This is a genomic window from Neobacillus sp. SAB-20_R2A, assembly GCF_049568635.1.
GTDB classification, from domain to species: Bacteria; Bacillota; Bacilli; order Bacillales; family Cytobacillaceae; genus Neobacillus; species Neobacillus citreus.
This window is the reverse complement of the sequence record NZ_CP145895.1, coordinates 1,554,196-1,571,327: the sequence shown is the minus strand read 5'-3', so window position 1 is coordinate 1,571,327 and position 17,132 is coordinate 1,554,196. Positions and strand designations below refer to the sequence as shown.

The 17,132-nt window shown below is 40.7% G+C and carries 25 protein-coding genes; 14 read left to right on the top strand and 11 right to left on the bottom strand.

The genetic code is table 11. The features are described from left to right. Nucleotides 1-9 precede the first annotated feature (9 nt). Nucleotides 10-318, bottom strand: a complete 309-nt coding sequence (locus tag V5M37_RS07805) for a metal-sulfur cluster assembly factor (RefSeq protein ID WP_213141026.1) — start codon at nucleotides 316-318, stop codon at nucleotides 10-12. A gap of 167 nt (nucleotides 319-485) precedes the next feature. On the opposite strand from V5M37_RS07805, the gene V5M37_RS07800 reads away from it, so the two are divergent. The 3 genes from V5M37_RS07800 (at nucleotide 486) to V5M37_RS07790 (ending at nucleotide 1,752) form a co-directional block, all read left to right on the top strand. Beyond that, complete coding sequence (locus V5M37_RS07800) at nucleotides 486-1,298, top strand: Cof-type HAD-IIB family hydrolase (RefSeq protein WP_423801488.1); 813 nt, start codon at nucleotides 486-488, stop codon at nucleotides 1,296-1,298. A gap of 113 nt (nucleotides 1,299-1,411) precedes the next feature. After that, entirely contained in the window at nucleotides 1,412-1,564 is a 153-nt protein-coding gene (locus V5M37_RS07795; RefSeq protein ID WP_213116639.1) for a hypothetical protein, read from the top strand. Nucleotides 1,565-1,566: 2 nt separating this feature from the next. After that, entirely contained in the window at nucleotides 1,567-1,752 is a 186-nt protein-coding gene (locus tag V5M37_RS07790; RefSeq protein WP_423801487.1) for a DUF3813 domain-containing protein, read from the top strand. A 173-nt stretch (nucleotides 1,753-1,925) separates the two neighbouring features. Here V5M37_RS07790 and V5M37_RS07785 read toward each other — a convergent pair whose 3' ends face one another. Both V5M37_RS07785 and V5M37_RS07780 read right to left on the bottom strand, forming a co-directional pair. Next, nucleotides 1,926-2,615, bottom strand: a complete 690-nt coding sequence (locus tag V5M37_RS07785; RefSeq protein ID WP_423801486.1) for a BsuPI-related putative proteinase inhibitor — start codon at nucleotides 2,613-2,615, stop codon at nucleotides 1,926-1,928. A gap of 93 nt (nucleotides 2,616-2,708) precedes the next feature. Beyond that, nucleotides 2,709-3,551: a YitT family protein gene (locus tag V5M37_RS07780; RefSeq protein ID WP_423801485.1), complete on the bottom strand. Its 843-nt coding sequence runs from the start codon at nucleotides 3,549-3,551 to the stop codon at nucleotides 2,709-2,711. Between the two features lie 111 nt (nucleotides 3,552-3,662). Between V5M37_RS07780 and V5M37_RS07775 the strand changes: the two genes are divergently transcribed. Next, nucleotides 3,663-4,523, top strand: a complete 861-nt coding sequence (locus V5M37_RS07775; RefSeq protein ID WP_423801484.1) for a DegV family protein — start codon at nucleotides 3,663-3,665, stop codon at nucleotides 4,521-4,523. Nucleotides 4,524-4,610: 87 nt separating this feature from the next. On the opposite strand, the gene V5M37_RS07770 is transcribed toward V5M37_RS07775, so the two are convergent. Together V5M37_RS07770 and V5M37_RS07765 are read right to left on the bottom strand one after the other, a co-directional pair. Then, complete coding sequence (locus V5M37_RS07770; RefSeq protein ID WP_213116644.1) at nucleotides 4,611-4,742, bottom strand: DUF3941 domain-containing protein; 132 nt, start codon at nucleotides 4,740-4,742, stop codon at nucleotides 4,611-4,613. Nucleotides 4,743-4,813: 71 nt separating this feature from the next. Then, nucleotides 4,814-5,677 (bottom strand): CvfB family protein, encoded by an 864-nt coding sequence (locus V5M37_RS07765; protein ID WP_423801483.1) that lies wholly within the window; start codon nucleotides 5,675-5,677, stop codon nucleotides 4,814-4,816. Nucleotides 5,678-5,790: 113 nt separating this feature from the next. Here V5M37_RS07765 and V5M37_RS07760 point away from each other — a divergent pair, with 113 nt between their 5' ends. Continuing rightward, a complete protein-coding gene (locus V5M37_RS07760; protein ID WP_423801482.1) occupies nucleotides 5,791-6,282 on the top strand; it encodes a YajQ family cyclic di-GMP-binding protein in 492 nt (163 codons plus the stop codon). A gap of 39 nt (nucleotides 6,283-6,321) precedes the next feature. On the opposite strand, the gene V5M37_RS07755 is transcribed toward V5M37_RS07760, so the two are convergent. Both V5M37_RS07755 and asnB read right to left on the bottom strand, forming a co-directional pair. Continuing rightward, entirely contained in the window at nucleotides 6,322-7,695 is a 1,374-nt protein-coding gene (locus V5M37_RS07755; protein ID WP_423801481.1) for an alpha-amylase family glycosyl hydrolase, read from the bottom strand. Nucleotides 7,696-7,776: 81 nt separating this feature from the next. Continuing rightward, nucleotides 7,777-9,624, bottom strand: coding sequence for an asparagine synthase (glutamine-hydrolyzing) (gene asnB, locus V5M37_RS07750; protein ID WP_423801480.1), 1,848 nt, complete (start codon nucleotides 9,622-9,624; stop codon nucleotides 7,777-7,779). Nucleotides 9,625-9,847: 223 nt separating this feature from the next. Here asnB and V5M37_RS07745 point away from each other — a divergent pair, with 223 nt between their 5' ends. After that, a complete protein-coding gene (locus V5M37_RS07745) occupies nucleotides 9,848-10,411 on the top strand; it encodes a DUF2777 domain-containing protein (protein WP_423801479.1) in 564 nt (187 codons plus the stop codon). A 31-nt stretch (nucleotides 10,412-10,442) separates the two neighbouring features. On the opposite strand, the gene V5M37_RS07740 is transcribed toward V5M37_RS07745, so the two are convergent. Further along, the gene (locus V5M37_RS07740) at nucleotides 10,443-11,471 is read right to left on the bottom strand and encodes a ThiF family adenylyltransferase (protein WP_423801478.1); all 1,029 of its coding nucleotides are present in this window, start codon (nucleotides 11,469-11,471) and stop codon (nucleotides 10,443-10,445) included. A gap of 220 nt (nucleotides 11,472-11,691) precedes the next feature. Here V5M37_RS07740 and V5M37_RS07735 point away from each other — a divergent pair, with 220 nt between their 5' ends. Beyond that, nucleotides 11,692-13,521, top strand: a complete 1,830-nt coding sequence (locus V5M37_RS07735; protein WP_423801477.1) for an aldehyde ferredoxin oxidoreductase family protein — start codon at nucleotides 11,692-11,694, stop codon at nucleotides 13,519-13,521. A 47-nt stretch (nucleotides 13,522-13,568) separates the two neighbouring features. On the opposite strand, the gene V5M37_RS07730 is transcribed toward V5M37_RS07735, so the two are convergent. The 3 genes from V5M37_RS07730 to V5M37_RS07720 all read right to left on the bottom strand — a co-directional run bounded on the left by V5M37_RS07730 (nucleotide 13,569) and on the right by V5M37_RS07720 (nucleotide 14,578). After that, complete coding sequence (locus tag V5M37_RS07730) at nucleotides 13,569-13,841, bottom strand: hypothetical protein (protein WP_423801476.1); 273 nt, start codon at nucleotides 13,839-13,841, stop codon at nucleotides 13,569-13,571. Nucleotide 13,842: 1 nt separating this feature from the next. Then, nucleotides 13,843-14,115: a ubiquitin-like small modifier protein 1 gene (locus V5M37_RS07725; RefSeq protein WP_213141040.1), complete on the bottom strand. Its 273-nt coding sequence runs from the start codon at nucleotides 14,113-14,115 to the stop codon at nucleotides 13,843-13,845. A 103-nt stretch (nucleotides 14,116-14,218) separates the two neighbouring features. Continuing rightward, on the bottom strand, nucleotides 14,219-14,578 hold the full coding sequence (locus V5M37_RS07720; protein WP_423801475.1) for a YisL family protein: 360 nt from the start codon (nucleotides 14,576-14,578) through the stop codon (nucleotides 14,219-14,221). Nucleotides 14,579-14,771: 193 nt separating this feature from the next. Between V5M37_RS07720 and V5M37_RS07715 the strand changes: the two genes are divergently transcribed. The 7 genes from V5M37_RS07715 (at nucleotide 14,772) to V5M37_RS07685 (ending at nucleotide 17,107) form a co-directional block, all read left to right on the top strand. Continuing rightward, nucleotides 14,772-14,993, top strand: a complete 222-nt coding sequence (locus V5M37_RS07715; protein ID WP_213116655.1) for a spore germination protein — start codon at nucleotides 14,772-14,774, stop codon at nucleotides 14,991-14,993. 17 nt (nucleotides 14,994-15,010) lie between these two features. Further along, complete coding sequence (locus V5M37_RS07710) at nucleotides 15,011-15,250, top strand: spore germination protein GerPB (RefSeq protein ID WP_423801474.1); 240 nt, start codon at nucleotides 15,011-15,013, stop codon at nucleotides 15,248-15,250. A 119-nt stretch (nucleotides 15,251-15,369) separates the two neighbouring features. Next, a complete protein-coding gene (gene gerPC / locus V5M37_RS07705; RefSeq protein WP_423801473.1) occupies nucleotides 15,370-15,981 on the top strand; it encodes a spore germination protein GerPC in 612 nt (203 codons plus the stop codon). Beyond that, nucleotides 15,978-16,172: a spore gernimation protein GerPD gene (locus V5M37_RS07700; protein ID WP_213116658.1), complete on the top strand. Its 195-nt coding sequence runs from the start codon at nucleotides 15,978-15,980 to the stop codon at nucleotides 16,170-16,172. Before gerPC ends, V5M37_RS07700 begins: the two co-directional genes overlap by 4 nt. Then, nucleotides 16,165-16,554 (top strand): spore germination protein GerPE, encoded by a 390-nt coding sequence (locus V5M37_RS07695; protein ID WP_423801472.1) that lies wholly within the window; start codon nucleotides 16,165-16,167, stop codon nucleotides 16,552-16,554. The genes V5M37_RS07700 and V5M37_RS07695 overlap by 8 nt, the downstream gene beginning before the upstream one ends. 42 nt (nucleotides 16,555-16,596) lie before the next feature. Further along, nucleotides 16,597-16,815: a spore germination protein gene (locus V5M37_RS07690; protein WP_213141046.1), complete on the top strand. Its 219-nt coding sequence runs from the start codon at nucleotides 16,597-16,599 to the stop codon at nucleotides 16,813-16,815. A 73-nt stretch (nucleotides 16,816-16,888) separates the two neighbouring features. After that, complete coding sequence (locus V5M37_RS07685) at nucleotides 16,889-17,107, top strand: spore germination protein (RefSeq protein ID WP_213141047.1); 219 nt, start codon at nucleotides 16,889-16,891, stop codon at nucleotides 17,105-17,107. Nucleotides 17,108-17,132 lie beyond the last annotated feature (25 nt).

Sequence of the window (17,132 nt, the reverse complement as noted above, 5' to 3'; positions counted from 1 at the left end):
GATGGTCCCTTAACGAATTCCCAGTGCAATTTTTGCATAACGGGACATCATGTCCTTATTCCAAGGAGGATTCCAGACGATATTGACATCGACATCCTTGACTTCCGGAATATCAGACAATGCTCTTTTCACCTGATCAACAATTGTTCCGGCTAGTGGGCAGCCCATTGCTGTTAATGTCATTGTAACCGTCAGTTTTCCCTCGTCGTCCATTTCAGTATTATATATTAAACCTAAATTGACGATATCGACGCCAAGCTCAGGGTCAATAACAAGCTCAAGGGCGCCCATTATATTTTCTTTTAAATCTTCATTCATTTTATCTTCACTCCTGTTCAGTTTTATTGTAACCATTATAACAAAAGGTATTTCGAAAACCAGTATAGCGCGTTTCAGAAACATTTGAAGTGAATTTTTTTACAGTTTAAATATAAATTGATAACATATTGATAATAGAAACAAATACTGCCAAAGAGAGGTTTCAAATGACAGAAAGACATTTAATCGCATTGGACTTAGACGGAACTTTATTAAAAGATGATAAAACGATTTCGGAAAAAACGAAGAAAGTTTTAAAAAAAGCAAGAGAAGATGGCCATATCGTGATGATCGCCACTGGGAGGCCATATCGTTCCAGCGAAATGTATTATCGAGAGTTGGATTTAGATACCCCGATCGTTAATTTCAATGGGGCTTTCATGCATCATCCCCGGAACCCGAAATGGGGCTTTTTCCATGAGCCGCTTGATATCCATGTTGCAAAAGATATTGTCGAGGCGTGCCGCAGCTTTCATTTTCATAATATCATCGCTGAAGTAATGGATGATGTCTATTTTCATTATCATGACCAAAAGCTGATTGAAATTTTTAATTTTGGCCATCCCAATATTACTACGGGCGATTTAAGTAATTATTTGAAGGATTCACCAACTAGCCTGCTCATTCATACAGAGGAAGACCAATTAAAGAAGATCCGCGACCATCTATCTGATGCACATGCCGAAGTCATCGATCACCGCAGCTGGGCTGCCCCATGGCATGTTATCGAAATCATTAAGTCCGGCTTAAATAAGGCAGTAGGGTTAAAAAAAGCGGCAGATTATTATGGTATCTCCAAGCAAAGAGTGATTGCCTTTGGCGATGAAGATAATGACTTGGAAATGCTTGAATACGCCGGTTATGGAATTGCAATGGGAAATGGCATTGACCAAGTAAAAAATATCGCCAATGATGTTACTCTTACCAATGAGGAAGATGGAGTCGCAGAATATTTGACGGATTTGTTACGGTTAAAATAATTACACCTATTCACCATTGTTTACCTATATGAACCCCTTAATGTTGGAGCATACTATAGATGAAGCAGCGAAGCTGTTTCAATCCGAGCTTTTAGCATATTGGAGGGATTCGAATGGGTAGATCAAACAAATCAAAACGCTTTGTCCAGCAAGGAAAGGATTCGGTCAACAAGCATTCAGAACGGATTCCTTATCACATGACCTACGCTGAAGCAGAAGCTCAGAAAATGGCCAATGTGCAAGAATCCTCGCTTGGAGGAATTTAACGATGGGTAACCGTTTATTCCAGGAAGCACGTAGATTTGTTGAATCGGCAAAAACTGCCGGCCCAGGTGAACGCGACACGGCAATGGCCAAAGCCAAGAATGCCTTAAGTTCTGCTTATGCCAACTCGACGGTCGCTGAGCAAAGACAGCTCCAAGAAATGCAACAAGAGCTTGACCAGATCCAATGATAAAAAAAGCGGAAGCGCCTTGAACAGGGGCGACAGGCATAAGACGAGCCGGCTAGAAGGCTGCCTTTTAGCCTTCTTGACGGATTGGCTGTAGACCTGCGAGCCCCTAGGCGCTGAAGCTGGACAGTAAATGAGGAAAGCGGAAGTACCTTGGGAGGCGACTTCCGCTTTTTTCATTCAAATCTTTCTAATAATGCAGGGTAAGGATTACTCCTGCCGCCCTTAGCATTTTTTTCGTAAAAATTCAGAAAGACACCGCCATGGTTTGGAAGCTTTTCAGCTGGAATTTGAATATCTACTTTAAAAGGTCTCCACTGGTCACCTTTTCCAGCAACATCAAGCTTTTGCTCCCTCATGAATTCTCTATGCCCATCCTCCACCGAATAATAAACCACCCTGCTTGGTGACTTTACTTCTCCGCTGACTCGGTAGTTTCCTTTTGCTCCTGATACCCTTATATTTCGGAAAACAGCATTTTCCTCAGGTACATATATTTTATGCGTTAGGGTCAGTTTCGAGCGGTCAGTTATCGGTTTGCCGTTTAAGTTTGCTGCCCTTAAAACCGCTTGGATAGTATATTCCCCCGCTGGAACTCTTTTTCCCATAAAATGATAGTCCCACGTCTCAAGCCACTTCTTGCTGCCATGGGCTTTAAGACTGATAGTTTGAAACGCCTGAAGGAAAAACCGTCCTTTTGAGTAGTCATATACTTCACGGCCTGCAGTATCGAAAATTTTAATTTCATAAAATTGTGAAGTGGGAAATTCAAAATGGAGCGGGAAATCCTCCTCATTTTTTAAAAACATTTCGATCGTTAATTGCTCAGGCATGCTTGTTGGGATTACATAAAATTTGTATGCCAATTGGTCCACCCCATTTGCATCTGCTTTTATTACCATCGGAAAGAAAAGTAACATGATACAACATAATATACGCATATTGAGCTCCTTTTTCCTTTAATCTCTGCGAAAAAAACCGTAAACTCCGGTTGTTTGAATTATATTTGTAAACGCATGGGGGTCCACTTCTTTAATTACTCTCTCTAAATCAAATAATTCATAGCGCGTAATGACGATCATTAACATTTCTTTTGTTTCGTTAGAAAAAGCACCCTTCGCCGGAAGCATGGTGATTCCTCTGACCAGTTTCTTATGAATCGCTTTCTTAAGCTCATCCGCATTTTTCGTAATAATAAACGCGGTAAGCTTAGCATGCCTCGTATGAATCGCATCGATCACCCTTGTTGAAGTGTATAAAAAAACAAGCGTGTACAAAGCTTTTTCCCAGCCATACAGGAAACCTGCTGTAATAATAATAATGCCATTTAAGAGAAGCATATATGGACCAATCGGTTTATCCTTCATTCTTGAAAGCACCATCGCAATAATATCAAGCCCTCCAGTAGAGGCGCCCCATTTTAAGGTGATCCCGACGCCCGACGCAATAATGACGCCGCCAAAGACAGCATTAAGCAAAATATCATGAGACATCCGATGGATTGGAATAAGCTCCAGAAATAATGATGAAAGAACAACACTAAGAAAACTATAAATGGTAAAGGACTTCCCTACCTTTTTCCATCCCAGAAACGCAACTGGAATATTTAATAACAACAGCAAGACCCCCATTGAAATATTCAACGGAGTATATTCGGTCAATACTTTAGAAAGCAGCTGAGCAATTCCTGTAAAACCGCTTGAATAGACATTTGCGGGAATAAGAAATAAATTCATTCCAAGAGCAGTCAAAAAAGCACCCACAATGACGACGACGATTTTTTTTGTTTCCTGCCAAACCATTGATAAATCCCCCTTTATTTTTACTTCAACCTTAACAATTTAATTGTTTTTTCCATATGAAACCGATACACTTAAAACGAGTATGATATGATTTTGAATGAGGTGAGCTTCATGCAGGTAAAAATACTAGCTGACAGCGCATGCGATTTACCTAAAAGTTTTTATGAAGAAAACAACGTCACATTACTTCCCTTAAAGGTCCTCATTAACGGTGAAGAATATGAAGATGTCAAAAGCATAGACCCGAAAGCGGTTTATAATTCTATCCGGAATGGATCAGTACCGAAAACTTCTCAGGTTTCACCACTTCTGTTTGAGGAAGTATTCACAAAAATGGCGGAAAATAATGAAGACGGAATATACATAGCCTTTTCATCCGAACTATCCGGAACATATTCAACCGCTGTTATGATTCTTGACCAAGTCAAGGAAAAATATCCAAATTTCAATTTAACCATTGTCGATACCAAATGTGCCTCTCTCGGCCAAGGCATCATTGTGATGGAAGCAGCGAAACTTGCAGCACAAAACGCAGCAAAAGATGAAATCTTAAGGGATGTTCAGTTTAGAGCAAACCATATGGAGCATCTTTTTACGGTTGAAGATTTGGATTATTTAGCTAAAGGCGGCCGTGTCTCAAAAGCTTCGGCATTTCTTGGGGGCTTATTAAATATTAAGCCGGTTTTAAATGTGGAAGACGGCAAACTGGTTCCAATTGAAAAGATCCGTGGTAAGAAAAAGGTTCTCCGGCGCCTAATTGAACTGGCATATGAACGTGGCGAGAACCTGTCAAACCAGATTATTGGCATCAGCCATGCGGATAATGAAGAGACGGCACTAGAAGTAAAAGCAATGCTTGAGGAGGAATTCCAGCCAAGAGAAGTTTATATTTCCTCCATCGGCTCAGCAATTGGGGCCCATACTGGAGCAGGGACCATCTCCATTTTCTTCTTGAATAAAATTCCTTCATAATAAAAAACAGAGCTCTGGGCTCTGTTTTTTATTTTGCTAATTGCATAAATTCAACTACGCCTCATGAACCGTCCTATCGGCAAGTTTTCATTTATGATCTGTTTTCTTTGAGTACTGATTTTTTCCTGCTTGGCGATTTTTTTCTCGCATCATATTTTTTTCATGGTGCAGTGCATTATTGTCTTGTGCCTTTTTATCATTATCGGATGTGTGTGGCATTTCCTTACCCCTTTCCATCTGCTTTCGCTTAATAGTGTCTGTCAATTTGGAAAAGAGTATGTACGCCAAATCTACTCCTTCTTGACGTAGGTCCAAAAGTCTTCCTGGTATACCTTTCCTTCTTTGATGAGCTTACCCAGAGCTCGTTTAAAGGCGGCTTTGCTTAAGCCAAAACGCTCTTGAATGTCTTCTGGCATGCTTTTGTCACTGTACGGCATGGCACCATTTCTCTTCATCAGATATTCATATAGTTTGGCTGCATCAGAATCCTGGGACTCCTGTTTTCTGGCAAGTAAGGAAACGTTTATCGTTCCGTCCTCCTTAATATCAATGACTCGCCCCTCAACCTTCTCACCCAGGCGCGGCTCAATCCGACGCTGCGACTCATGAATGAACCCTTTGAATCCTTCAATAGTGTAAAGCCAACTGCCGACTTTGGCCGTTCGGTAAATATACCCTTGCACATTTTTATTAAATTCTTGTCTCGATGCTTTCACCGCAATAGATTGGATAACCTGGTCACTGGCAAGCTTGGCGTATAAAAGATTATTCCGGTTGACCCTCAGGGTTATATAAACCATATCCCCTTCCTTGGGCCAAACCGATTTATGCACTGGTAAATCTTCGGCACCAAGGAGAATGTCTTTCTTTAACCCGATATTTAAAAAGACACCAATCTCCTCTTTTACATCTGTCACCTTTATCCAGGCGTAGCGGCCGACGGCCACTTCAGGTATCGTCGTGGAGGCCGCAGGACGTCCCTGAGAATCCACATAGATAAACACTTCTATCTCGTCGCCTTCCGCAACCTCTCGATTCACTTCATTATTATGAAGCAATACATCTTCTTCGCCATCTGTTAAAAAATAGCCGAATTCAGCTTGACGGGCTACCGTTAAAGTTGTTGTTTGTCCTATAAGTTCTTTTATTGCCATTATCTTATACTCCCCTTTTCCATCTTGGAGTTTTCCTTTAGGTTGTTTGAACTGCTATATTTTACTATAATGTAGACATAAAGGGAAACTTTAGCAAATTCGGAGGTTTTGTTATGTCTAAAGATAGCTCATTTGATATTGTATCCAAAGTTGAATTTACAGAAGTCACTAATGCCATTACTCAGACGATGAAGGAAATTGGTACTCGCTACGATTTTAAAGGAAGTAAAAGTGAGGTCTCATTAGATAAAGAAGAACTGGTCCTTATTTCTGATGATGAATATAAAATGGACCAGCTTAAAGATGTTTTGCTCAGCAAATTAATTAAACGGGGCGTACCGATTAAGAATCTTGATTACAGCAAAATCGAGAAAGCCTCTGGCGGTACCGTCCGTCAAAGAGCAAAGCTAGTTCAAGGGATTGATAAGGAAAACGCGAAAAAAATTAACACGGTCATTAAAAATAGCGGTCTAAAGGTGAAAAGCCAGGTCCAGGATGACCAAGTCCGTGTCAGCGCCAAAAGCCGTGATGATCTGCAAAAAATCATCTCTCTTGTTCGTGAAGCAGATCTCACCATTGATGTTCAATTTATTAATTATCGGTAATGTTAAAAGAGGCTGCCTTTGGGCCGCCTCTTTGTCTCTTTATTCTACTGTTTTCGTTTTGCTTCGTCTAAAAATTAACAGAAGAAACCATATCGCTAGTATTATCGGTACTATTGCCGCAGCGATAAATTTTAGGTTTAGGCCTGTTTTTTCTGCAAGGACATATATTTCAGAATTGTCCCTGTCAACGATCAGAATATATTGATTATCACTGCTGCGGACAAGGTCACCGCCAAGGAGGCCGCGGAGCTCTTTACCTCCTTCTATTTGGTCGCCCTTTAAGGTAACTTTTTGCGATTTGTTTGTATTATTGACTGCAACAATCGCTGTTTCCCCTTTATAAACACGCTTATAAACAGCCATCCCGGATTTTTCATAGAGCGTTTGTATCGTTCCTCTAGTTAAGGAAGGCAGTTGATTTCTTAATTCACCGAGCTTTGTCATATAGTCGATTAGATCTTTTTCTGCTCGGAAATTCATCAATCTTCGATTATCCGGGATATCCCCGCCCGTCAAGGCAATTTCCGTCCCATAATAGACAACGGGAATCCCTGGAGTCGTATAAAGATAGGTCAAGGCAGTCTTCCATCTGGCTCCAGGGAATTGTCTTTCATCTACTATATCTGTGGTAAATCTTTTGGTATATTCATTATCAAAAAAATGAGCATCTAAATTTTGTTTGTCCGCTGCTGGATGAATTGATTGAAAGGAGCGGTCTGTAGTGGCAAACACCTGTCGCATTTGTTCACTCACGTTATAATCAAATAAGCTATCAATTCCTGCTTCATGATAAACTTTTAAGTCATCGGCTGTGTTTCCCGATGAGACTCCCATCAATAAAAAGTCTTTCTTCTGCTGCTTAACAGCAGCCGAAAACTCCCGCCAAAAGCTAATTGGAACTTTATTGACTTCAGGGAGGCTGTATCCATCAATATTCGTTTTCTTGATCCACCATGTGGCGGCATCAATTAAATTTTCGCCCTTTACCTCTGTATTTGCAGGAAAATCAATTATTACCCGCAATTTCCTTTTATGTGCTTCTTTGACAAGCTTCTCGAAATCTTTCATTGTTCCAAAATGCTCGTCCACTTTATAGTAATCCTTCACCCAATAACCGTGATAACCATTTTCCCTGTTATCAAAAATTGGAGTCAGGCGAATTGCCGTGAATTCCATGTCTTTTATGTAATCAAGCTTATCGATAATTCCTTGAAAATCCCCGCCATTGTACTTTTCGAGATTATTTGTATCCACATCGAAATCATTTTGGGTATTCCCGTTATTAAACCGGTCAATCATGATAGAATAAATGGTTTCATCCTGCCACTGTCGATTTTCTTTTGTTACATTTGCATAGGCCGGTGACGAAACCCCAAGTAAAATGGCGATTAAAATGAGTATAATCCTTTTCATCTAGCTTCCTCCTCATAAAAAGAGAAGAGGATTCCCTCTTCCCTACATCCATTTTAATCTAATTAAGTTTTTATTCCAAATTTAATTTACGATATTGATATTGTAATCCTTGAACCATGTATGAAGCTGAACAAAGTAGGCTAATAACTGCGGTCCTGTCATCAACTGGCCAAACCAAGGCTCTTTGAACGAGTTTCCTCCAGATTGAGTCAGTTTTTCCAATTGCTCTTTGTCAAAAAATTCATGAATAGCTGAAGACTTATCTTGTAAAATAGCCAGCATCTGATTTTGAACGGCCTTCGTATATTCAGGATTATGTGTTTTTGGATAAGGGCTTTTTTTACGGTACAATACTTCCTCAGGCAAAATGCCTTCGAAGGCCTTACGCAGAAGTCCTTTTTCCCTGTTGCGGTACATTTTCATCTCCCACGGGATATTCCAAACGTATTCTACTACACGGTGGTCTGCAAATGGGACTCTGACTTCGAGGCTTGCACCCATGCTCATTCGGTCTTTCCGATCCAACAAAGTGGTCATAAACCATATCATATTGATATAGAATAACTCTCTTCGCTTTGATTCCTGCAAGCTTTCTCCTTCTAATTTAGGCGTTTCGGAAATGGCCTGACGGTATTGTTCCAAGCTATATTCACGTAAATTTAACCGGTCCTTCCAAAACGGCTTTAATAAATTTTCCCTTGACTCAACTGAACGCATCCATGGAAAGCCTGGGCGCTCTAAATCTTCCTTGCGATGAAACCATGGGTAGCCGCCAAAAATTTCATCCGCACATTCACCTGACAGACTAACAACAAAATCCTTTTTTATTTGTCTACAAAACCATAATAAGGAAGAGTCTATATCGGCCATACCTGGTAAATCCCGAACGTGAACGGCTTCCACTAATGCATCAACTAATTGCTGCTGTGAAATAATTTCACTATGGTGTTTCGTTTGAAACGTATCTGTCATGAGATTAATATATTTTTCGTCGGAATCTGGCTGAAATTCATTCGCAGTAAAGTATTGCTGATTTCCCTCATAATCAATCGAATACGTTTGAAGCTGCCCTTTCCCCTGCTCTTCTAAGCCTTTCGCGGCAATGGCTGTAATGATACTCGAATCCAGTCCTCCTGACAATAAGGTACATAAGGGTACATCCGAAACAAGCTGTCTTGTGATGGCATCGCTGACTAAGAAACGTACTTTTTCCGCTGTTTCCTCCACATTATCCTTATGCTCCTCGCTTTTTACATTCCAATAACGCCAAATTTTCAAGCCGTTTTTGGAAAAGGTGAGGGCATGTGCCGGCCTTAATTCGTTAATCCCTTTAAAAACACCAGATCCTGGCGACCTCGATGGCCCAACACCCAAAACCTCTGCCAGACCCTCATGAGTAATCTCTGTTTTCACCTCTGGGTGGGCAAGAATAGCTTTTAACTCTGATGCAAACAACACCCCATCCTGATGTTCTTTGTAAAATAACGGTTTTACCCCCAATCGGTCGCGTCCGATAAAGAGCTGCTCTTTTTTGCTATCCCAAACCGCAAAGGCATAGATTCCATTTAAATAGTTCACACACTCTTCCGCCCATTCTATATAGGCAGTTAACAGTACTTCTGTATCAGAATGACCATTAAAAGAATATCCTTTAGTAAGGAGAATTTTGCGCAAATCTTCGGTGTTGTATAATTCTCCATTGTAGCAAATTGTATATGTTGAGCCATCCTTTTGTTTGGACATGGGCTGACGTCCCCCAGCAGGGTCAACGACGATCAGCCGCTTATGACCGAAACCTACATGTGTATCTGTCCATAGATTTGTTTCATCAGGACCTCTTTTTGCCAATGTTTGCGTCATCGTTTCAATTGCATGTTGTTCTTTTCCAACCCATTTTTTAAAATCAATCCATCCTGATATGCCACACATGTAATTTTGTACTCCTCTCTGTTATTGCAGTTAATTCACTGCTTAGATGGTGATTATTCTATTCAGCCCAAATGAATTGGTTAATTGTCCATAACAGAAATGGTATCGATCAGTTTGTCTATATACTTACGTTAAATAGATTTTTTTTAAAATAGTTGAGGTTATAAAATCCCTTTAAGATGTCAAAAAAGGAAAATGAAAGCATCTGGCATGGAGGTTAACAATGAATCGACAACAACGAATCCATCTATACGATATTCAGGAGCGGTCTTATACAGAAGGGACCGTTGAACAAATAAATGGTCAATGGATATTTTTTGATGAGGAAACAGAGGAAGCTTCTATGTTGGAGGAATTTCTTCACCAGGAAATCGAAATTCTTCGGATGAACCGCTGGAAAAAGGGAATATTGTATGAACCAGGGAACATCCGAATTGGTAACGAAGTAACGATGCTGCGGGATCATGATACTGTAAGAATTAGGAAGCATTTAATCTACTCTCTCGAACGACTTTTAGATGGAATTAATGATGATGCCTTTTTCCAATTTGTAACGACCTTGAATTCTTTAGATTTTTCCATTTATGACTGTATTTACTGTTATAATCATTTGTCCTTTCTTTCGGATGAGAATCGTAAAGATGGGGTCAATTTTATGGTTTTTGATAATCAAGAGCTCATTTGCAATGTGCAGCATCATTTTTGTTATTATGAAAAGGTCAATGACCGGTTTGAGTTTACAATTAACACTGGCAAGCGATTAATCATTGAAAAAATGATTTCATAAAATAAAAGAGGCTAAAGGGAGCCTCTTTTATTTATTCTCCAATGTATTTTGCATAAAGTGATTTTGCTCTGACAATGTTATTGGTTCCATGGATCAGGACCCTGGCATCTTTGAATATGACAATGGAGATCCCTTCTTCGGGAGAAAACCGGACGAGAAAGTCATTTCCGGCTGCTTGAGTGCTGTTTACAAGCCTTGCACGAACTTTTTTTAAATCTAGCTCCCGTTTCCTTCTGGGATTGACCTGCACTGTGTTCCGCCCGCATAGAGATATATAGGATGCCTGATGCTCCGAGGAGCGGTCCAGAAAGTCAAATCTTCTTTCCACGCAGGCCGGACAATTAGGATTTTGCCCCTGTGAAATATCCATTTGCATCGTTGTCATATCCCAGATGTCGATTTGTTCAAGATTAGGAGTCGTCTTTGCATCAACAAGATATTTGATGGTTTCCATTGCCTGAAAGGAACCGATAATATCTGTTAAAGGAGAAAGAACGCCAACTGTATCACAGGTTTCCCCCAATCCTTCCGGAACATCTGGAAATAGACAGCGGTAGCATGGAGTAATCCCTGGTTTGATGACGGCAAACATTCCTCTTGAACTGACAGCGGCCCCATGAATCCAAGGAATGCCATACTTAATAGCCACATCATTGATCAAGAAACGGGTCATAAAATTGTCCGTTCCATCTACAATTATATCCATGCCATTTATCAGCTCTTCAGCATTATCCAAATTAACATCGGCAATAACCGCATCAACCTTGATGGACGAGTTAATTTTATTCAGCCTTTTTTGCGCGGCAATCGCTTTTGGAAGATTTAATTCTGCATCCTCTTCATCAAATAGCGTCTGCCGCTGGAGATTAGACAGCTCCACCACATCCCGGTCAATCAGCCTAAGATAACCGACACCTGAGCGGACTAAATGATTCGCAATAACCGTCCCAAGCGCACCTGCTCCAATCACAACCACTCGGGCTTTCAGCAATTTCTTTTGTCCCTCTTCCCCAATGGCCCGAAACAGAATTTGTCTCGAATACCGCTCCAAGTTACTCATCCAACCGCCCCATTTCTACAAATTAATGAATCGCAATTATTTCTATTTTATCAAATTAATAATCTCCTACTATCACATAAATTTTAATTTTAAAAATATTGTAAAAATGATACAATAAATATTGGATTTAAAGATAATTTTTGGGAGAAATCTCTTATTAAAAAAATATATAAAAATAAGAGATGTTGCTATACATTTTAATAGGAAGAGGGGAATTAGCTTGAATTTAGGTGGTTTTAAAAACAAAGAAGTAGTCGTCGATTTATCATCTCGCACCATTGATTACAGAACTATCAACGAAGCAGATGCAAAAAAGTATATTGGCGGACGGGGTCTTGGCGTTAAATACGTTTTAGATAACGGCCCTGATGTGGAACCGCTTTCACCTGAGAATTTATTGTGCATCATGACCGGACCTGTAACAGGCTCCCGTTCATCCATGAGCGGACGCCTGTGTGTTGTCACAAAATCCCCGCTTACAGGAACCGTAACAGATTCTCACATGGGGGGATGGACAGCAGCACGCCTTAAATGGGCAGGTGTCGATAATATTCTCATCAAAGGGAAAAGTGACCAGCCTGTTTACCTCTACATCGAAGAAGGCAAAGCCGAGCTTCGCGACGCCTCAAGCCTGTGGGGAACAAGCGCCAGAGAATTTGTTAAAGCGATGAAGGATCAATATGGCGAGAAGGACCTGAGTGTCATGACCATTGGCCAGGCCGGTGAAAATACCGTCCGCTTCTCATGCTTCATCAACGAGCATGACCGGGCTGCAGGACGCGGCGGAACAGGAGCGGTTGCTGGTTATAAAAAATTAAAAGCGATTGTCATTAAAGCGGTCCAAAAAGGCAATATGCCTGCGCCAAAGCTTGAAAACGAATATAAAGAAGCCAACAAAAAGGCGGTTAAAGCGATCTTAGATGGCGGGTTGACCGCTCCAAATAAAGGCGGATTATCTGTATACGGTACCAACGTATTAACCAATATCATCAATGAGGTTGGCGCGCTTCCAACGAAAAACTCCCAATTCTCTCATTGGGAGGAAGCCGAAAAGCACAGTGGTGAGTATGTAAATACACATCTCCGTGTTTCCAATAACACCTGCCACGCCTGTCCGGTCGGCTGTAAAATTGAAGTCGAGGTAAAGGATGGCAAGTACAAGACACGGGTTGAAAGTATCGAGTTTGAATCGGCTTGGTCACTTGGCTCCAACTGTTTGTTAAGTGATGCAGAAGCTATTTCCTATATGATTGACCAATGCAATGAATACGGTCTGGATACCATTGAGCTTGGCCATGCGTTTTCAGTGACTATGGAGGCATACGAGAAAGGGATTATTAGCGAAAAGCTTAACTGGGGCGATGCAGACGCGATGATTGAGTTGACTAGAAAGATTGCTCTGCGTGAAGGTTTGGGAGGCATTCTTGCCGAAGGACCTGCCCGCGCTGCTGCCCATTTTGGAGCACCTGAATTATCCATGTCCGTTAAAGGACAGTCCATCCCTGCCTATGACCCTCGCGGTATTCAAGGTATTGGTCTTGGATATGCAACAAGTAATCGCGGTGCCTGCCACCTGCGCGGTTATACCGTGGCAAGTGAAATTGCCGGAATTCCGGAACCAACCGACCGCTTAAAGCCAGAAGGCAAGGGCGAATTATTAAAGGTATTCCAGGATATGCTAGCCTTCGGTGATTCAATGAATATTTGTAAGTTCTCCTCCTTCTCTGAAAATGCTGAGCATTATGCCGAGCAATATAGTGCGATGACTGGTATTTCGCTAACAGCTGAAGATGTCATGAAGGCAGGAGAAAGAATTTACAATCTTGAACGCTATTATAATAACCTTGCCGGTCTTAACAAGCGAGAAGACGATTTCCTTCCAAAACGCTTTACGGAGGAACCAGCATCAGGTAATAGTGCCGGGTTTGTCAGCCGCATGGATATTATGCTTGAAGAATACTATCAAGTACGTGGATGGAAAGACGGAGTTGTAACCGAAGAAAAACTTCGTGAATTAGGGATTATTGACCATGAAGGACAATTAGTTTAATAGTTAATTTGAAAGAGGCTGACTCCTAGATGAGACAGCCTCTTTTCTTAGCCTCCAGCCCTGGAGGTTTTATATCGATATTTTTTTATTAGTTCTTCAAGGGCGCTCTCACTTTCTGCACAAAAACGAACAAAGACAGCATTCACCTTAAAAGTTGATGTAATAGTTATGATTTCCTCTGATAGGATCTGACCTGACCAGTATTCTGCCGAATATGTATATGGGAAGGAATCCGTCACCTTTTCTGCGCCAAGTTCCTCGAAATACATTCCAAGATGTTCTTTACGGATGCCGCGAAACTCTAACTCTTTTACCAGCATATTATCCACCAGCAACGGGCGGAAATAAGGCGAACTGGTCGGTATCCACTACTTTTGTCTCCAGGTCGTCAAGATGGATGATATTTCTGCCGTTGATGAACACATGGACAAATTGCCGCAATTTTTTTTCCTCTGTAAAAATTTCCTCCCTTAGTGCAGGAAACATTTCCACCAATTTATCAAGAACGTCAATAACCCGATCTCCCTCAGGCAATACATTTACAGATACACCCCCGCAAATTTCTCTTAGGTTAGCAAATACCTTCACAATCACCGGCGCCACTCCTCTCTATTTATTAAAATATTAAAAGAAAAACTCCTGGTTGTCATCCTATTATCAAAAAAAGCCATCGGAACAATCCGACAGCTTAAAAATTTTAAGGGTTTAGAATGGACATTGGCAGTTCGACAAAACCCAAATATAAAACAAGGGCCCATGCAATCACAAACTGAATCCAAAATACTGAAGTTTTTCGCTTAGCTGCTGCGCGGCTGAGAATCATTTCAAAAAGGCCGATAATCCAAAGTCCGACAACTGCTTTTAAAATATACAACACGCTGATATTTGACAGCATGAATAGTAGACCAACACCAGTTGCGATGATAACAAGATAAAGCACCCTTAAAATCATTTGCAAAATTTTTGCCCCTTTTGCCTTCCCGCTCGAATGCAAGGAAAGGGCCACAAAAAACAAAATGAGAGCTAACGCCCAAGCGGTAACGTGACCGTGAATCATATAATAACTGCCTCCTATGTATTGTTATCCTGTCTATCATACCATAGGGAAATGAAAAAAACGAAGAAAAGGAATGGTAAGAGCCTTATTTGAATAAAAATCACGATAATAAGATTATTTGGGCTTTTTTATCACATTATATGAGCCCAAACATAAAATGGTAAAGACCAAATAAAACATAAGGGTGTTGTTTATGCCAGCCATCGTTGGAGTTGCGCAAGTCATTACACTGGGTAACAGCTCTGTTTTTCACATTGGCGATGTTTATAAGATTATGCCATTCGCAGCTGCGAAAACATTCTCTGGGGCTGGATCCTTTAATACCGGTGAAAGATTGGATGTTAATAACAGAATGAGTTCCACAAATACGTACGATCCAGAGCTGATTGATCAAGCAAATGCCTTTAATATGTAATGAATGGGTGGGGTATAATGAATTTTTTTATTCAACAATCCATTCACATTAATTTTATCAAAATTGGCGGAATCACCAATTCCTCAATCCTGCAAATTGGAAGTGCCGGAATCATTAAATCAGCAGCCTATTTAAGCAATACCGGCGGATTTACACAGCCGGCGCCAACCGCGATTAAACCAGGTGAAGTCGTGAGCCCGACTATATCCCCACTATCACTGGCCCCTGCTGTTCCGCTGCAAGCTCCAGTCCAGTAGCAGAAAATGACTGAAATTCTTTAAAGATAAGCATTCTTGTAAAATAACAACCAGATTAGCATTGCTGCTGCATATATTTACTTAACAGGAAAAAGTAATTTTCTAGTGAGGTGAGATATATGTATCAGGATATGAACCAATATATTCAATGGCTGGTTCGGAGTGTTCAGGAGCAGGAAAATCGAATTGCTTCATTAGAAAGGGCTATTCAACAAATGAAGGATGAAATCAAAAAGTTAAATGAAAAGCCGCCTATCAATGTGGAGAGAATTGAATACAAATTTGACCAGTTAAAGGTGGAAACACTTGAAGGAACATTAACGATTGGGTTAAATCCGAATGACCTTTCCGGGATTGAGGATTTTGCGGTTCAAAATCAATCTCCCAAGGCTCCAAGTCCACCCCAGGATCTCATGCAAAGAACAATGAAAATAGAAGAGGCTATTTATCAATATTTAGAAACAGATTTGCCGCAAATTATTGAAAATGCCCAAAATCAGCTGGCTATCCCACCAAATGAATCCTATCTTAGTTTCATTCGGGATGATATTTTGAAACAGCTTCCGAACAGGATTGATTTTCATTTTAAGGCATTAAGCCAAGCCCGTACAATTGATGTAAATACAATTGAGGAACAAATTATTGAACTAATAAAAAAGGAAATTCAAAATGGCGTATTCGTTTTTCTGCAAAATATACCTGATAATATGAAAGGGATGAACAAGGAATGATTTTTGAAGTCTATAACCGGGATATTTGTGTAGGGAATATTAAAATCACCGGGGTTGCAAGCTCTTCATTGGTCATGGTGGGCGATACTCAAACCATCCAGTTGGCAAGTGCTTTTGATACTCCTCCGGAATCCTTAATCATCGGACCCTTCGTTCCGCTTGCACCGGATGTGACTCCAGGTTATGCTTGAACGAATATCTAAAGTTGATTTTTTAGGTGCAAAGGTTGTCTCTTTCTCCTCCATTATTCAGGTGGGTGATTCCTGCATTTTAGATGCATTCTCTCGGGCTCTTGCCGTTCAAAGAGAAGCGGAAATTTTTTATGGCCAAGAAGGGAATACTCCTTCATTTCCGGTAACGACAAAACCGATTCCGTTTCTGCCGATTAATGAAAACATATCCATCAGGTCGCATCATTCCAATCCTGTTATAAAGGTTCAGAAAATAGATATCATAGGAATTTCCAACGCCTCCGTACTGAATGTCGGTAATACGAGGAATGTTTCAATGGAAGCACGCGTAAAACATATTCGGCAGCTCCTTCCGCATGGACATGAAGAGGAACTGCCGTAAGAGATACGTGATCAACAAGTTTTATTGCAAAGGATGTTATAAATGCCTGCAATTATAGGACCAGTTCAGATTGTTAATGTTTCCGGCGGAATCGTGCAATTTGGAGATACCGTTTATATTTCGCCAAAATCCGGCTCGAAAACTGCTGCAGGTTCTGGCGGGTTTAATACTGGTGGAGTTGTGATTGCCAATAATGGCCTTAGCGGGACCAATGTGGTTGACACAAAGCTGCTTGACCAGCCAATTGTTGGGAACAATTAAAAATGACAAATTTGCGTTAAAACCTTATGCTGACTTTAAGTCAATTTAGTCAATTTACAAAGGATGTTTTAAGATGCCGGCAATTATAGGACCAGTTAGTATTATAAATGTTAGCGACGGAATCGTGCAATTTGGAGATACCGTATATATTTCGCCAAAAGCTGTCTCAAAAACAGCCGCGGGTTCTGGCGGGTTTAATACTGGGGGAATTGTGATAGCCAATAATGGCCTTAGCGGGACCAATGTGGTTGATACAAAGCTGCTTGACCAGCCGATTGTCGGGAACAACTAAAAATGACATAAACCTTCAAATTAGG

Coding starts and splice junctions, on each gene's coding strand:
- V5M37_RS07805 (WP_213141026.1), bottom strand. CDS start 318: ATGAATGAAGATTTAAAAGAAAATATAATGGGCGCCCTTGAGCTTGTT.
- V5M37_RS07800 (WP_423801488.1), top strand. CDS start 486: ATGACAGAAAGACATTTAATCGCATTGGACTTAGACGGAACTTTATTA.
- V5M37_RS07795 (WP_213116639.1), top strand. CDS start 1,412: ATGGGTAGATCAAACAAATCAAAACGCTTTGTCCAGCAAGGAAAGGAT.
- V5M37_RS07790 (WP_423801487.1), top strand. CDS start 1,567: ATGGGTAACCGTTTATTCCAGGAAGCACGTAGATTTGTTGAATCGGCA.
- V5M37_RS07780 (WP_423801485.1), bottom strand. CDS start 3,551: ATGGTTTGGCAGGAAACAAAAAAAATCGTCGTCGTCATTGTGGGTGCT.
- V5M37_RS07775 (WP_423801484.1), top strand. CDS start 3,663: ATGCAGGTAAAAATACTAGCTGACAGCGCATGCGATTTACCTAAAAGT.
- V5M37_RS07770 (WP_213116644.1), bottom strand. CDS start 4,742: ATGCCACACACATCCGATAATGATAAAAAGGCACAAGACAATAATGCA.
- V5M37_RS07765 (WP_423801483.1), bottom strand. CDS start 5,677: ATGGCAATAAAAGAACTTATAGGACAAACAACAACTTTAACGGTAGCC.
- V5M37_RS07760 (WP_423801482.1), top strand. CDS start 5,791: ATGTCTAAAGATAGCTCATTTGATATTGTATCCAAAGTTGAATTTACA.
- V5M37_RS07755 (WP_423801481.1), bottom strand. CDS start 7,695: ATGAAAAGGATTATACTCATTTTAATCGCCATTTTACTTGGGGTTTCG.
- asnB (WP_423801480.1), bottom strand. CDS start 9,624: ATGTGTGGCATATCAGGATGGATTGATTTTAAAAAATGGGTTGGAAAA.
- V5M37_RS07745 (WP_423801479.1), top strand. CDS start 9,848: ATGAATCGACAACAACGAATCCATCTATACGATATTCAGGAGCGGTCT.
- V5M37_RS07740 (WP_423801478.1), bottom strand. CDS start 11,471: ATGAGTAACTTGGAGCGGTATTCGAGACAAATTCTGTTTCGGGCCATT.
- V5M37_RS07730 (WP_423801476.1), bottom strand. CDS start 13,841: ATGCTGGTAAAAGAGTTAGAGTTTCGCGGCATCCGTAAAGAACATCTT.
- V5M37_RS07720 (WP_423801475.1), bottom strand. CDS start 14,578: ATGATTCACGGTCACGTTACCGCTTGGGCGTTAGCTCTCATTTTGTTT.
- V5M37_RS07715 (WP_213116655.1), top strand. CDS start 14,772: ATGCCAGCCATCGTTGGAGTTGCGCAAGTCATTACACTGGGTAACAGC.
- V5M37_RS07710 (WP_423801474.1), top strand. CDS start 15,011: ATGAATTTTTTTATTCAACAATCCATTCACATTAATTTTATCAAAATT.
- gerPC (WP_423801473.1), top strand. CDS start 15,370: ATGTATCAGGATATGAACCAATATATTCAATGGCTGGTTCGGAGTGTT.
- V5M37_RS07700 (WP_213116658.1), top strand. CDS start 15,978: ATGATTTTTGAAGTCTATAACCGGGATATTTGTGTAGGGAATATTAAA.
- V5M37_RS07695 (WP_423801472.1), top strand. CDS start 16,165: ATGCTTGAACGAATATCTAAAGTTGATTTTTTAGGTGCAAAGGTTGTC.
- V5M37_RS07690 (WP_213141046.1), top strand. CDS start 16,597: ATGCCTGCAATTATAGGACCAGTTCAGATTGTTAATGTTTCCGGCGGA.
- V5M37_RS07685 (WP_213141047.1), top strand. CDS start 16,889: ATGCCGGCAATTATAGGACCAGTTAGTATTATAAATGTTAGCGACGGA.